Here is a 13,609-nt window from a genome sequence, read left to right on the forward strand (position 1 = left end):
GCTTCGGCTTCGGCTTCGGCTTCGGCTTCGGCTTCGGCTTCGGCTTCGGCTTCGGCTTCGGCTTCGGCTTCGGCTTCGGCTTCGGCTTCGGCTTCGGAAAGGGCGTCTTCTACGGGTGCGGCGGCGTCAAGCGACGCCTCTTCCCGCTGCGATGTGAATGCAACCGTTTCCTCGGTTTTGGGGTCCTCTACCGGCTTTTGTTCGGATTTTTTCTTACGAGCCACCGCAGTATTCCCCTTATCGAATCCAATTTCACAAGAATAACAGGCTCGTCTAAGTTAGTCGGTGGTCTCGCTGCCCTCAACCCGCATCGCGTGTTTCACAAGCTTTTTAACTGCTTTCCGCATTTTCCTGGGCGTCGGCTCTTTGGCAATCTTCAGCCGGGCGTAGTCCAGTGAATTAAGGGGTTCGGCGGTCGCCTGACTGATTGCAGCCAGCCACAAGGGCGCCGATCCGGTCCAAATATCGGCAAATTGTCGCGCCGTTCTGGGCGAAAACAAAGGCGCGATCACCGGCAAATTGCCATCTGCAGCAGCCCTTGCCTGCGGTGTCAACGGTAACAGGCGTTGCTGATACACCGCCTGCTCGCGCACGGTCAGGCCCGACTCGGTCAGGCGGGCGGCGACATCGCCCCGGCTATGCTCACCCCGCAAATGCAGCAGCGGGCTTTCGGGCCTGAGCTTCAGCAGGTTCGCCACCAACTCCTCTGCGGTGGCCCCGACCATCTGCGCATCCCACCCCGCACCCTGGGCCGTGCCCGTGGTGGCGGGGCCCACGCAAAATGCCGGCATGTCCCGCGACAGGTTCATCGACATGGCAGCATTCACGCCGTTGGCCGAGGTAAAGATCAATCCACGCACGCCAGTGGTATCAATGCTGATCGGCAGAGGATTGATTTCCAGGATCGGGGAATAGATGACCTCAACCCGCGATCTGGTGCGGGTTGGCAGCTGCGCGACAAACCGTTCCGAGGCCGCACGCGGGCGAGTCATCAACAAATACAACGGTCGGCGCCTTCCGCCTTGGGATTGTTTGCATCCGCGCAGGGTGATACCCCGCATGTCAATCATGGTGTAACGGATCAGGCCAATGGTGCAAACACTTACCGTCCTCGGGTTGGAAAGCAGCTGTGACGACACAGCCGCCGCCGTGGTGCGCCAAACCCAAGGGTCGGGGGCCGAGGTGCTGGCCTCGGTCGTCTATGGCCAGACCGAATTGCACAGCGCCTATGGTGGCGTCGTGCCCGAGATTGCCGCCCGCGCGCATGCTGAAAAGCTGGACACATGTGTGGTGCAGGCGCTGCAGGATGCGGCTCTGACATTGGGCGAAATCGATGCGATTGCGGTCACTGCCGGGCCCGGCCTGATCGGCGGCGTGATGTCTGGCGTCATGTGCGCCAAGGGGATCAGCGCCGCGACCGGCCTGCCTCTGATCGGGGTGAACCATCTGGCGGGGCATGCGTTAACGCCACGCCTGACCGATGGGATCGCCTTTCCCTATCTGATGCTGTTGGTGTCGGGCGGCCATTGCCAATACCTGATTGCCCATGGACCGGAACGGTTCACCCGCCTGGGCGGCACGATCGATGACGCTCCGGGTGAGGCATTTGACAAAACCGCCCGTCTGCTGGGCTTGCCGCAGCCCGGCGGCCCGTCGGTCGAGGCCGAGGCGAAGGGCGGCGACCCGGAGCGATTCCGCTTTCCCCGCCCGCTGTTGGATCGACCTGGATGCGATCTGTCCTTTTCGGGATTGAAGACGGCGCTGATGCGGATGCGTGATCAAGTTGTTGCTGAAAAAGGCGGCCTGACCCGTCAGGACCGCGCCGATCTTTGCGCCGGGTTTCAGCAGGCCATCGTCGACACGCTGGCCGTGAAAACCCGCCGTGCGATTGATCGATATCTGGACGAAAACCCCTCGGACCCGGTGATCGCCGTGGCCGGGGGTGTTGCGGCCAATACTGCGATTCGTTCCGCGTTAGAGACTGTTTGTGCGGAAAAGGGTACTCGTTTCACCGCGCCACCCCTGGCGCTGTGCACCGACAACGCGGCCATGATCGCCTATGCGGGGATGGAGCGGTTTCGCGCCGGTGCCCGCGACGGTCTGGACCTGACCGCCCGCCCCCGCTGGCCCCTGGACCAGACCAGCCCCGCCATGCTGGGCGGCGGCAAAAAAGGGGCCAAGGCATGAGCGTTTCTGTCCTTGGGTCCGGCGCATTTGGCACCGCGCTGGCGATCTCGCTGGCTGGAAATGGGCCGGTCGCACTGTGGGCGCGGAATGCAGAACAGGCACAGTTGATGCAAAACATGCGCGAGAACGCCGCGCGCCTGCCGAATATGCCCCTGCCGGACGGAATCACGGTGACCTCTGACATCGCGCAAGCGGCGGAAAATGAGACACTGCTGATCTCAGTTCCTATGCAGAAACTGCGCGGGGCGCTGACCGATCATGCCGATGTGCTGGCCGGGAAAACGCTGGTTGCCTGCTGCAAAGGGATTGAGCTGTCAACGGGGCTGGGGCCGATCTCGGTCATCCGGCAGACCATTCCTGACGCGCGCCCGGCGCTGCTAACCGGGCCCAGCTTTGCCGATGACATTGCGCGCGGGCTACCCACAGCGCTGACGTTGGCCTGCGCCGATGACGCGCACGGGCTTCAGCACGATCTGACAACGGCCAACCTGCGCCTTTATCGCACCACCGATGTGATCGGGGCTGAACTGGGGGGCGCGTTGAAAAACGTTATGGCCATTGCTTGCGGTGCGGCCATTGGCGCGGGGTTGGGTGACAGCGCCCGCGCGGCCCTGATGACCCGCGGATTTGCCGAGATGCAGCGCTTTGCCCTGATGCGCGGGGCGCAGCCCGAAACGTTGATGGGGCTATCGGGGCTGGGCGATCTGGTGCTGACTTGTTCATCTGAGCTGTCGCGAAATTATCGTTTTGGCCTGAGTTTGGGTCTGAATCGGGACTTTGACACCACAACGACCGTCGAAGGCGTCGCCACCGCGCGCGCCATGGCCGACATCGCCAAGGCCGAAGGGCTGGACATGCCCATCAGCGCCACCGTCGCCGACCTGAGCCACGGCGCATACAGCGTCGCGCAAGCCATCGAAACCCTGCTCAACCGACCCCTGAAGGAGGAATAACATGCTCATCGCCCTCATCGCCCGTGACAAGGACGGCGCGCTGCAAACTCGGCTGGACAACCGCGCCGACCATCTGGCCTATATTGAGGAAACCGGCGTTGTTGCGCAGGCGGGTCCGCTGTTGGACGGCGACGCCATGATCGGCTCGCTGATCATCCTTGAAGTCGAGGACATAGCCGCCGCCCAAACCTGGGCCGACAATGATCCCTATGCCAAGGCAGGTCTGTTCCAGTCCGTCGACCTGATCGCGTGGAAAAAGGTCATCGGCTGATGGCATATTGGCTGTTCAAATCCGAACCCTCAACCTGGAGCTGGGACCAGCAGGTGGCCAAGGGGGATGCGGGCGAAGAATGGGACGGCGTGCGCAACTATCAGGCGCGCAACTTCATGCGTCAGATGGCCATTGGTGATCGCGGGTTCTTTTACCATTCGCAAAAAGACAAGGCGATCGTGGGCATTGTCGAGGTCTGCGCCGAGGCGCATCCTGACAGCACCACCGATGATGACCGCTGGGACTGCGTGGACATCAAGGCGGTGCGGGCGTTCTCAAAACCCGTCACGCTGGATCAGATCAAGGCCGATGAACGGTTGGCCGAGATGGCGCTGGTCAGAAACTCTCGCCTGTCTGTGCAACCGGTTGGCGACGCCGAATGGCAGGTGATCTGCGCTTTGGGCGAAACTGATCCTGAATAAAAAGGGAAGGTTCCGACGGATGCAGAACCTTCCCTACCCCCGCGTGCTCCCAACTCACCACACGCGTATGGAAATCTCTGGTTCTGACCGTCCTGGTCACACTGTGACACTAAGCGAAATCTGGCCAGCACTTCAAATGCCAAGTGCTTAAAATTGAAAACGCCCGCGTAGGGAGCGCGGGCGTTTTATACCGGGCTCAGCCGTAGACCGATTCTTTGCCGAAATGTTTGGTCAGCATGTAATAGACCACGGCGCGATACTTGTTGCGTTCGGACATACCATAGGTTTCCAGAACCGATTGGATCGCTTCATCCAGTGCCGGACCGTCGGACAGACCCAGTTTCTTGATCAGAAAGTTGTTCTTGACGGTCTCAAGTTCTCCTTCCTGCGTGGCTGCAACGGTGGACGCGTCGGCATCATAAATCGCCGGGCCACAGCCGATGGTGACCTTGGTCAGCAGGTCCATATCGGCGTCCATCCCGCATTTTTCTTTCAGATCTTCTGCATATTTGGCGATCAGCTCGTCGCGTTTACCCATAAAATACACTCCAATAGTGCAGCCCAGGCTGCGTTTGTCCAAACCTTCAAAAAGGTGCAGGCAGGTTAGTCACATGCAGACATTCAACAAAGGGAAAAATCCCGAATTTTCCCACTAAGCGGATTTCCGTGCGTCAGGCCGGGGTTGAAACGCGAGGCTGGCCAGTTCGGAAAACGCCCTGACTTTGCGTCCGGGCGTCGCGTTGCCTGCATGCACAAATGAAATCGGCGCGTCCGGGGATCGCAAGATACCGGGCATGATTTCGCACAGAGTGCCGTTCTCCAACTCACGCTGAACCGCCAGCCTTGATTTGACCGCCAGACCCAGACCCTGCACCGCCGCCTCGGTCAACATGTCCGAGTTTGACACGGCGATACCACGCGGGATGGAAAATTGCGCTGTCCGATTTGGCCCATCCCGCAAATCAATCCGGGTTTGCCAGGGCAGGCAGGCCCAGCGCATCAGCCGCAGATCCTCAACCGATGCAGGGCGGCCATGTTTTTCACAAAAAGACGGGGCGGCGCAGATGATGCGGTCATTGTCGCTCAGCTTGCGGGCGCGCAGGGTGCTGTCGGCCATCTGCCCCACCCGAATGGCGCAGTCGATCCCTTCATCCACCAGCGAAACATAGCGGTCCACGGCCAGAAACTCGACCGAGAGGTCCGGGTAACGGGTCTGAAACCCATCCATCAGCGGCATCACAAAGCGTGATAGTATCCACGGCGACAGCGTGACCCGCAAATGCCCCCGCACGGCACCTGTACCACTGCCAGCGTCCAGTTCGGCCTCGCGCAGGTCGGCCAGAACCGGTTCGATCCGATCCAGAAAGATCACCCCTTCGTTGGTCAGCTGCACCTTGCGGCTGTTGCGGTGGAAGAGTTTGAGGTTCAACACCTCTTCCAGCTTGGTGATACGGTGACTGACGGTGGCGGCAGAAATACCCAGCGCCTTGGCCGCCGATCCAACCCCACCGGTTTTTGCGACCGAGACAAAAGTCAGCAGATCATTCATGTGATACATTCGAAAAATCCTAACACTGGTTTCAGAATTGAGCCAGTTATCGTGAAAAATTTCAAATGGTATCTGCTCTGAGATTGCCAGAGGAGGACCTGATGAAATCGCTTTACGCAGCCACATGCGCGCTTGCGCTGGCCCTGCCCGCCGCGGCGGCCGAGTTGGAAACCTATCTTGAGTTCGAAAAGGCCATGCCTCCGGGCAATCTGGCCATTGGCCCGGATGGGCGCATGTTCATGTCGGTGCACGAATTCTATGGCCCCGAATTGCGGGTGGTTGAGGTCATGCCCGATGGGTCCACCAAGCCTTACCCAACCGAAGACTGGGCGCGCGCGCCCAACGATGATGCGGACGGGCTGAACGGTGTTCTGGGTCTGCGGGCCGACCGCGATGGCATTCTGTGGATGCTGGACGGTCAGGGCGAAAACCAGACCGGGCGCGTTGTCGGTTGGGACACCAATACCGAGACGCTGCATGCGATCCACTACATCGGTGCGCCCGTTGCGCGCCCGACCTCGTTCCTGAACGATCTGGCCGTGGATCGCGATCACGGGGCCATCTACATCTCGGATACGGGCGACGGTCAGAACTCGGCCATCATCGTTGTCGATCTGGAGACAGGACGCGCCCGGCGGGTTCTGGAAGGCTCAAAATATACGATTCCAGAAGATACACCGATGGTCATCGACGGGCGCGAAATCACGCTGGGCGGCAATCCGGCCAAGATCGGCATCAACCCGATCACCGTCGATCCGACCAATACATGGGTCTATTTCGCCCCGATGACGGCCAGCGCGATGTATCGCATCCCCACCGCCGCGCTGCTGGATGAAAGCCTGTCAGATGCCGATCTTGAGGCAAAGGTTGAACGCTATGGCGACAAGCCAATCTCGGATGGTTCGACCGTGGATACCGGCGGCAATGTCTATATCACCGCGATGACGGACAATGCGCTGGGTGTCACCAAGCCGGATGGCAGCTATGAAGTGTTGTTCCAGTCGGATGATGAATTGCCGTGGCCGGACGGGTTCTCGATCGGTGCGGATGGGTATGTCTACGCCACAATTAACGAGTTGCACCGCTCTCCCGTTCTGAACAAAGGCGAGGATGCTTCAAAGGGCATCTACAAGATCGTCCGGTTCAAATCTCTGTCTGACGCCGTCAGCGGACGCTAAGCGACCCCCCGGCCCTGTTGATGCGGGGTCGGGATACCTATCGGCAATAGCCCCAACCGGGCCCTTGCAGATGGAAATGATCCGCGTGCAGGCGGTTGAAATTCGGGCCCAGCACAACGCGGAACCAGTCGCAGGCCCCCTGCCCGATCTGGTGCAGAAAATCCGCCTCGGGCCCCGACGTGGACCAATCCCGCAACAGGCTGAGCGCGCGCCCATCGGCCAGCTGCACACCTATAATGTCAATCGAATCTGCCGTTGCATGGCTGCTCCAACCGCTATTTGCGCCCTGCGTGGTGCGCATGCGGCGGCAGTTATAGCTGCCCAGATGCCGCAGAGCACTGACTTCGGTGCCCAATACCTCGCGCGCGGCGGGTTGGACCACATGGTTTTCCCACATGACCAAACGCAGTGCCGTGGTGCAGCGGGTCTCAACCCCCCGCAGATTGGCGCGGACCAGCCCGGACAGCAGACCGCGCCCGGCAATGCCGCAGTTCTGGTCAACCACCAGATCATCCATCTGCGAAAACGCGGCACCTGCCTCCGACAGCGTTGCCCGGCACAGCCCCTCATCCGCCAGTGCGCGGTTCAGTTGATACGCAGTGACAGGGGTAACCGGCGCGGTCACGGACAGGTCCCGCAATGGGTTCCAGTGGTCAGGGACCGGAGAGTTCGAGTGCGACAACAGCAGATACCCGCCAGACCCAACAAGAAATAGAAATACGATGATTGAAAAGAAAGACGCCGCCAGTTGCGTGAACCGGCGGCGTCCTGAACGTTTGGTCATACCCGTTCCGCAATCAATAGCGGTAATGCTCGGGCTTATAAGGGCCTTCGGGTTTCACGCCGATATAGGCCGCCTGTTCGTTGTCCATCTTGGTCAGCTTCACGCCGATGCGGTCCAGATGCAGGCGGGCAACCTTTTCATCCAGATGCTTGGGCAGGATGTAGACGTCGTTTTCGTACTCGTCACCCTTGGTGAACAGCTCGATCTGCGCCAGAACCTGGTTGGTGAAGGACGCCGACATCACAAACGACGGGTGGCCGGTGGCGTTGCCGAGGTTCAGCAGACGGCCCTCGGACAGCAGGATCAGACGGTTGCCCGAGGGCATCTCGATCATGTCCACCTGTTCCTTGATGTTGGTCCATTTGTGGTTCTTCAGGCTGGCCACCTGAATTTCATTGTCGAAGTGACCGATATTGCCGACGATGGCCATGTCCTTCATCTCGCGCATATGCTCGATGCGGATCACGTCCTTGTTGCCGGTGGTGGTGATGAACACGTCCGCCGTGGCAACTTCGTCTTCCAGCAGAGTGACCTCGAACCCGTCCATGGCCGCTTGCAGCGCGCAGATCGGGTCAACTTCGGTCACTTTCACACGGGCACCGGCACCGGCCAGCGACGCAGCCGAGCCTTTGCCAACATCGCCATAACCGCAGACCACGGCAACCTTACCGGCCAGCATGGTGTCGGTGGCGCGGCGGATACCGTCGACCAGCGATTCCTTGCAGCCGTATTTGTTGTCAAACTTCGACTTGGTGACGCTGTCATTCACGTTGATCGCGGGGAACGGCAGGTGGCCTTCTTTAACCAACTGATACAGACGGTTCACACCGGTGGTGGTTTCCTCAGAGACGCCTTTGATCTGATCACGCATCTTGGTGAACCAGCCGGGGCTTGCCGCCATCCGCTTGGCGATCTGCTTCTTGATCACCTCTTCCTCTTCCGAGCCCGGAACGGGGATGATGTCCTCGCCCGCTTCGGCGCGCGCGCCCAGCAGGATGTACAGCGTTGCGTCGCCGCCATCGTCCAGGATCATGTTCGGGCCTTCGTCGAACAGGAAGGATTTGTCCAGGTAATCCCAATGCTCTTCCAGCGTCTGGCCCTTGATGGCGAAGACGGGAATGCCAGCCTCTGCAATCGCGGCGGCAGCGTGGTCCTGGGTTGAGAAGATGTTGCACGACGCCCAGCGCACATCCGCGCCAAGCGCAACCAGCGTTTCGATCAGAACGGCAGTCTGGATGGTCATGTGCAGCGAGCCGACGATGCGCGCCCCTGCCAGCGGCTTGCTTTCACCGTATTCTGCGCGCAGGGACATCAGCCCCGGCATCTCGGTTTCGGCAATATCCAGTTCCTTGCGGCCGAAACCGGCCAATGAAATGTCTTTGACGATATAGTCCCCGGCCATCAGGTACTCCATTCCGGTAAATCTTGGTCCGGGTTGCCCCTAACATCCCTTTGGGGACGTGGCAACGCAGATGGCCGGAAACGGGATTTTATGCCGCCCTTCTTAGCTAGGCGTGCCTTCTACCTTGATCTTGGGGATCGCTTCGAAAAAATCGGTGCCAACGGCAACGATACAACTCAGGCCGTTCGCATGGGTCACCAAAACGGTATAGCTTCCCGTTTCCTCAGAGGTCCAAACCTCCATCACCGATTGTCCGCTGCGCGATTTCTGCAATCCACCAAATGCCAGCTGTTCCGAGTAGCTTTCCTGCAATTTGGCGATCACATGTTCACGCTGCGCACATTTCTGCTGCTGAGCAAAAGCCGGAGGGGCAGTGGCGGCCATTCCAAAGGCCAGGGCAATTCCAAACAAACGCTTGAACATAGCAAGCTCCTTTCGATACGCGTTACGTTCCGAGAGGGGCACACCGGGAGGAGCATGCGCCCCCCTCAGCACTTGATGTCGGTATCACCGCGCCCTTGTTCAAAGCACGAATGCTCAAGAAAAAGTTGGCAGCCGGTGATCTTGACGGGTAAACCATATCACAAAATCGCGGCACAATCGCGGCTGTTGAAACGGGGCATGGCATAATGGCAACACAAACCAGAGCATGGCAAAGGATGCTGTCTGGCCGAAGGCTGGACTTGCTGGACCCCACCCCCGTGGACATCGAAATCGAAGATATTGCGCATGGTTTGGCCTTTGTAGCCCGCTGGAACGGCCAGACGGCAGGGGATTTCGCCTATTCCGTGGCCGAACATTCCTTGCTGGTCGAAGAACTGTTCGGCCGCATCGCCCCCAAAGCGCCGGTCAAATGGCGCCTGGCCGCTTTGTTACACGACGCCCCCGAATACGTGATCGGAGATATGATCTCTCCGGTCAAATCCGCCGTGGGCCCGGACTATGGCGCGTTGGATGATCGGTTGGCGGCGGCAATCCACATCCGGTTTGGCTTGCCAGCTGCGGTGCCGAAAACGATCAAACGTCAGATCAAAAAGGCCGACAGGATCAGCGCCTGGATGGAGGCCACCCAGATCGCGGGCTTTTCCGAGGCCGAGGCGTCCAAGTTCTTTGGCCGTCCGGACAAGGCCGTGATGGAGGGGTTGAACATCGTGTTACGCCCACCGGTCGAGGTTCGGCGGGCGTATACAGAAAGGCACGCGGCCCTATTGGCCGAGCTTTAGCCGAAGACGTAGAAACACAGCTTGTTGCCGTCCAGATCACGGGCGTAGGCCCCATAGAAAACGTCGGGAACGCGCTGACCGGGCTCACCCTCGTCTGAGGCACCCAGGCTGATCGCTTTTTCATACATTGCCTGCGCGTGTTCTTTCGAGTCGGCTGCAAAAGCCACCATCGTGCCATTGCCCGGCGCGCAAGCCTCGCCATCATAGGGTTCGCACACCGCCAGCATCGGGGCGTTCGGCTGATTTCCGATAAACGCAATACGTCCCGCATCCAGCGTCACCTTGGCATCCCGGTCCGACAGCAGATCCGTATAGAATTTCTTGGCGCGCTCCATATCCGACACGCCGATGGTCACATAGCCGATCATTTTGGGGTTCCTGTCTTGTTAAGGGCTTTTACGTGGCAAACAGTTGGGTTCTTGATGCAGAGGTGCAAGTCACGAAGCTGTGACATGAGACAAACGGATGTGTATCTAAAAGACGCTCGAAATCAGCAAATAAAATCCTGCCAGGATCAAGACCATCAGCGTTAGCAAGCCCCAAAGACGATATGCAAATTTAAGACGGTCGGCTTGTAGCTCTATGACATTCACAACCTGCAATGACGGCCGCTGGCGTTCGTGTTTCACCAGGCTGGTAAAGAGAGCGCTCATCCCGTGGAAAACACCGACAACACAAAGGGCAGCACACAACATCAATCCGAACGCACTTGCCGCCACGCCGACAAATGTCCACGGTTTGTCAAACGCGTTGAACACCGTCACGGAAACAGAAGCCAAGCCGAACAGAGCGGTCAAACACCAAACCAAGGCGCCTACGCGCTCTAACGCTGTTTCCGGAGACGATTTGGCGAGAAATTGTAGCACCGTCGCTAGCGACTATTTTTCACCGCGGGCTGCGTTTCGCCAAAATCCGCTGCAAGGTCCGGCGGTGCATGTTCAGCCTGCGGGCGGTCTCGGATACGTTCCGGTCGCACAACTCATACACCCGCTGGATATGCTCCCAGCGCACGCGGTCGGCGCTCATGGGGTTTTCCGGCGGAGGGGGCAGTTCGTCGCCCTTCGCCAGCAGCGCATTGGTGATGTCGGTGGCGTCGGCGGGTTTCGATAGGTAATCCGTTGCGCCGATTTTGACAGCAGCCACAGCGGTGGCGATGGCGCCATATCCGGTCAGAACCACAACCCGGCTGTCGGGGCGCTTTTCTCGCAGTACTTCGACCACATCCAGCCCATTTCCATCCTCAAGCCGCAAGTCAACCACGGCATAGGCAGGCGGGCGGGCGATGCTGATGGCGCGGCCCGCGGCGACGGACCCGGCTGTTTCAACCTCGAACCCGCGTTTTTCCATGGCTTTGGCCAGACGTCTCAGAAACGGCTCGTCATCATCTACCAGAAGCAGGGATTTATCCGCGCCGATAACCAGGTCCGAGCTGTCCGCCATTGTCTGTTCTTTCTGCTATTTCACGCCTTTGGCCTGACATGAGTAATAGCAGCGCCATGCCAAAGGTCAAATCTGTCATAGCTTGTCGAGGAAACACCCAACCTTGTCCGCCATCTGCTGGGCGGTGTCATTGCGGTTGAAGAATTCGATGAACCCCTGCTCGGGTGTCACGAGATAGGTAAAGGTGGAATGATCCACCAGGTAATACTCGTCGCTTTTGTCATGGGCCTTGTAATAGGTCTTGTAGGCCTGGCTGGCGGCCTTGACCTGCTCGGGCGAGCCGGTTAGCGCGATGGTCTTGCCACCCAGGTTGAAGGCGTAATCGTCCACCACCTCGGGCGTGTCGCGATCCGGGTCGATTGAGATGAACAGGGGCGTGACAGACTGTCCGCCCTCGGCCAGAATATCCACCGCCTCGGCGTTGCGCGACATGTCGAACGGGCAGACATCGGGGCAGAACGTGTAGCCGAAATAGACCAGCGTGGGTTCGGTGATCACGTCTTTGTCGGTCACCGTCTCACCCTTGCCGTTGATCAGCTCAAACGGGCCGCCAATGGCTGCAGTGCCGCCTGCGATCTGGGATGACCGGCATTGTGCAAACTGATCGTCGGACCCCGCGCCGCGTGTCAGCAGCCACATGGCCCCCACACCAATGGCCAGAGCAACTGCAGCAAGAATAGCGTAGAGACGGACCATCACATCAATCCTGATATCAGAGGGGTTGTTGATCGTTTCGGCCGGGACACCTATCAAGATAGACAGCCGATGCAACAGGACATAGTGGATCGATGGCCAATTCCAATATCACATTTTGGCGCGGGCAGGAACGTAGCAGCTGGATCAGGCTGCGCACGCTGATCCTGTTGCGCTGGGTGGCCATTATTGGCCAGTTCACAGCAATCACCGTGGCGCAGCAATATTTTCACGTTCAGCTGGAACTGGCGCTGTGTTACCTGGCCATCGGCGTCTCGGTAATGGGGAACATGACGGCCATTTTGCTGTTTCCACAGAACAAGCGTCTGACCGAGTTCGAGAATTTTCTGATGGTGCTGTTCGACCTGACTCAGCTGGCCATACTGCTGTATCTGACCGGCGGCCTGAACAACCCGTTTGCCCTTCTGCTGCTGGGTCCGGTAACGATCTCGGCGAATGTCATGAGCACGCGGTCAACCCTGATTGTCGGAGCGGTTGCGATTGTGTTGACGACCCTGTTGGCCGAATTCCATCTGCCTTTGCGCACTGACGCCGGACAGGCACTGGACATTCCCGAGTTGCTGCTGTTCGGCAACTGGGCTGCGATCATCATCGCGATTGTGTTCATTGGCGCTTATTCCCACCGGGTCAGTTCCGAAGTGCAATCCATGTCCGAGGCGTTGGCGGCCACCCATATGGCCCTGGCCCGCGAACAGAAGCTGACCGATCTGGGTGGCGTCGTCGCTGCCGCTGCGCATGAGCTTGGCACACCGCTGGCCACGATCAAACTGACCAGCTCCGAGCTGATAGAAGAGCTTGACGACCGCCCCGACCTGAAAGAGGACGCGGCCCTGATCCGCGAACAGGCCAATCGGTGCCGCGACATTCTGCGCGATATGGGCCGGGCCGGCAAAGACGACCTGCATCTGCGGCAGGCCCCTCTGTCCACGGTTATTCACGAGGCGGCCGAACCTCATATCCATCGCGGCAAGACCGTCCATTTTGCCGAAGGGCCTGCCGGGGATGGCGATGTGCAACAACCCTCGATCCTGCGCAAGCCCGAGATCATTCACGGGCTGCGCAACCTGATCCAGAACGCAGTGGATTTCGCCCGCGCCAATGTCTGGGTCGAGGCCGAATGGACCACCGATCAGATCATCATCAAAATCATGGATGACGGGCGCGGTTATCCGGCCCATATGATCGGCCGGATCGGCGATCCATTCATGCGCCGTCGCCGTGCCGAAAAAGACCAAAAAGCCCGCCCGGAATATGAAGGGATGGGGCTGGGGCTGTTCATCGCAAAGACCCTGCTGGAACGCAGCGGTGCCGATCTGAATTTTGCCAACGGGTCGGACCCCTATCAGAACCTGTGCGAAAACCCTGAACGCCGGGGTGCTATTGTGCTGGTGACATGGCCACGCAACCTGGTGGACGCCCAGACCGGAGATACCCCCGTCCCGTCAGGGGAAAACCAGCGTATTCTGGTCTGATCTGCTCAGGTGCG

At 59.4% G+C, this 13,609-nt stretch carries 17 protein-coding genes and 1 pseudogene; 7 read left to right on the plus strand and 11 right to left on the minus strand.

Annotation, left to right across the window (positions count from 1 at the left end; all coding sequences use genetic code 11):
* Both ACR0J5_RS10080 and ACR0J5_RS10085 read right to left on the minus strand, forming a co-directional pair.
* Window positions 1–224 (minus strand): annotated as a pseudogene (locus ACR0J5_RS10080) (hypothetical protein); the annotation flags it as partial.
* 54 nt (window positions 225–278) lie between these two features.
* Window positions 279–992, minus strand: coding sequence for a uroporphyrinogen-III synthase (locus ACR0J5_RS10085; protein WP_480652915.1), 714 nt, complete (start codon window positions 990–992; stop codon window positions 279–281).
* Window positions 993–1,089: 97 nt separating this feature from the next.
* Here ACR0J5_RS10085 and tsaD point away from each other — a divergent pair, with 97 nt between their 5' ends.
* Genes tsaD through ACR0J5_RS10105 form a run of 4 tightly spaced genes read left to right on the plus strand, consistent with a single transcriptional unit; the run spans window position 1,090 to window position 3,833 of the window.
* A complete protein-coding gene (tsaD, locus tag ACR0J5_RS10090; protein ID WP_480652917.1) occupies window positions 1,090–2,187 on the plus strand; it encodes a tRNA (adenosine(37)-N6)-threonylcarbamoyltransferase complex transferase subunit TsaD in 1,098 nt (365 codons plus the stop codon).
* The gene (locus tag ACR0J5_RS10095; protein WP_480652919.1) at window positions 2,184–3,140 is read left to right on the plus strand and encodes an NAD(P)H-dependent glycerol-3-phosphate dehydrogenase; all 957 of its coding nucleotides are present in this window, start codon (window positions 2,184–2,186) and stop codon (window positions 3,138–3,140) included. Before tsaD ends, ACR0J5_RS10095 begins: the two co-directional genes overlap by 4 nt.
* A 1-nt stretch (window position 3,141) precedes the next feature.
* Window positions 3,142–3,411, plus strand: a complete 270-nt coding sequence (locus tag ACR0J5_RS10100; protein ID WP_480652921.1) for a YciI family protein — start codon at window positions 3,142–3,144, stop codon at window positions 3,409–3,411.
* Window positions 3,411–3,833: an EVE domain-containing protein gene (locus ACR0J5_RS10105; RefSeq protein WP_480652923.1), complete on the plus strand. Its 423-nt coding sequence runs from the start codon at window positions 3,411–3,413 to the stop codon at window positions 3,831–3,833. The genes ACR0J5_RS10100 and ACR0J5_RS10105 overlap by 1 nt, the downstream gene beginning before the upstream one ends.
* A 196-nt stretch (window positions 3,834–4,029) precedes the next feature.
* On the opposite strand, the gene ACR0J5_RS10110 is transcribed toward ACR0J5_RS10105, so the two are convergent.
* Complete coding sequence (locus tag ACR0J5_RS10110; RefSeq protein ID WP_480652925.1) at window positions 4,030–4,371, minus strand: DUF2853 family protein; 342 nt, start codon at window positions 4,369–4,371, stop codon at window positions 4,030–4,032.
* Between the two features lie 114 nt (window positions 4,372–4,485).
* On the minus strand, window positions 4,486–5,382 hold the full coding sequence (locus tag ACR0J5_RS10115; protein WP_480652926.1) for a LysR family transcriptional regulator: 897 nt from the start codon (window positions 5,380–5,382) through the stop codon (window positions 4,486–4,488).
* Window positions 5,383–5,483: 101 nt separating this feature from the next.
* On the opposite strand from ACR0J5_RS10115, the gene ACR0J5_RS10120 reads away from it, so the two are divergent.
* Window positions 5,484–6,560 carry an L-dopachrome tautomerase-related protein gene (locus ACR0J5_RS10120; protein ID WP_480652928.1) on the plus strand — a complete coding sequence of 359 codons (1,077 nt, stop codon included), beginning with the start codon at window positions 5,484–5,486 and terminating at the stop codon, window positions 6,558–6,560.
* Window positions 6,561–6,597: 37 nt separating this feature from the next.
* Here the strand turns inward: ACR0J5_RS10120 and ACR0J5_RS10125 are convergent, their stop codons facing one another.
* The 3 genes from ACR0J5_RS10125 to ACR0J5_RS10135 all read right to left on the minus strand — a co-directional run bounded on the left by ACR0J5_RS10125 (window position 6,598) and on the right by ACR0J5_RS10135 (window position 9,169).
* Window positions 6,598–7,344, minus strand: a complete 747-nt coding sequence (locus tag ACR0J5_RS10125) for an extensin-like domain-containing protein (RefSeq protein WP_480652930.1) — start codon at window positions 7,342–7,344, stop codon at window positions 6,598–6,600.
* A gap of 13 nt (window positions 7,345–7,357) precedes the next feature.
* Window positions 7,358–8,746 carry an adenosylhomocysteinase gene (ahcY, locus tag ACR0J5_RS10130; RefSeq protein WP_480653917.1) on the minus strand — a complete coding sequence of 463 codons (1,389 nt, stop codon included), beginning with the start codon at window positions 8,744–8,746 and terminating at the stop codon, window positions 7,358–7,360.
* 102 nt (window positions 8,747–8,848) lie between these two features.
* Complete coding sequence (locus ACR0J5_RS10135; protein WP_480652932.1) at window positions 8,849–9,169, minus strand: hypothetical protein; 321 nt, start codon at window positions 9,167–9,169, stop codon at window positions 8,849–8,851.
* Between the two features lie 206 nt (window positions 9,170–9,375).
* On the opposite strand from ACR0J5_RS10135, the gene ACR0J5_RS10140 reads away from it, so the two are divergent.
* On the plus strand, window positions 9,376–9,969 hold the full coding sequence (locus ACR0J5_RS10140; protein ID WP_480652934.1) for an HD domain-containing protein: 594 nt from the start codon (window positions 9,376–9,378) through the stop codon (window positions 9,967–9,969).
* Here ACR0J5_RS10140 and ACR0J5_RS10145 read toward each other — a convergent pair.
* From ACR0J5_RS10145 to ACR0J5_RS10160, 4 genes are all read right to left on the minus strand, one after another.
* Window positions 9,966–10,337 (minus strand): VOC family protein, encoded by a 372-nt coding sequence (locus ACR0J5_RS10145; protein ID WP_480652936.1) that lies wholly within the window; start codon window positions 10,335–10,337, stop codon window positions 9,966–9,968. The genes ACR0J5_RS10140 and ACR0J5_RS10145 overlap by 4 nt on opposite strands.
* Before the next feature lie 105 nt (window positions 10,338–10,442).
* Window positions 10,443–10,748, minus strand: a complete 306-nt coding sequence (locus ACR0J5_RS10150; protein WP_480652937.1) for a hypothetical protein — start codon at window positions 10,746–10,748, stop codon at window positions 10,443–10,445.
* 106 nt (window positions 10,749–10,854) lie between these two features.
* Window positions 10,855–11,409 (minus strand): ActR/PrrA/RegA family redox response regulator transcription factor, encoded by a 555-nt coding sequence (locus ACR0J5_RS10155; RefSeq protein ID WP_480652939.1) that lies wholly within the window; start codon window positions 11,407–11,409, stop codon window positions 10,855–10,857.
* A gap of 75 nt (window positions 11,410–11,484) precedes the next feature.
* The gene (locus ACR0J5_RS10160; RefSeq protein ID WP_480652941.1) at window positions 11,485–12,105 is read right to left on the minus strand and encodes an SCO family protein; all 621 of its coding nucleotides are present in this window, start codon (window positions 12,103–12,105) and stop codon (window positions 11,485–11,487) included.
* A gap of 92 nt (window positions 12,106–12,197) precedes the next feature.
* On the opposite strand from ACR0J5_RS10160, the gene regB reads away from it, so the two are divergent.
* Window positions 12,198–13,595, plus strand: a complete 1,398-nt coding sequence (regB, locus tag ACR0J5_RS10165) for a sensor histidine kinase RegB (RefSeq protein WP_480652943.1) — start codon at window positions 12,198–12,200, stop codon at window positions 13,593–13,595.
* Window positions 13,596–13,609 lie beyond the last annotated feature (14 nt).

It is taken from the genome of Ruegeria sp. BE1 (genome assembly GCF_056538885.1).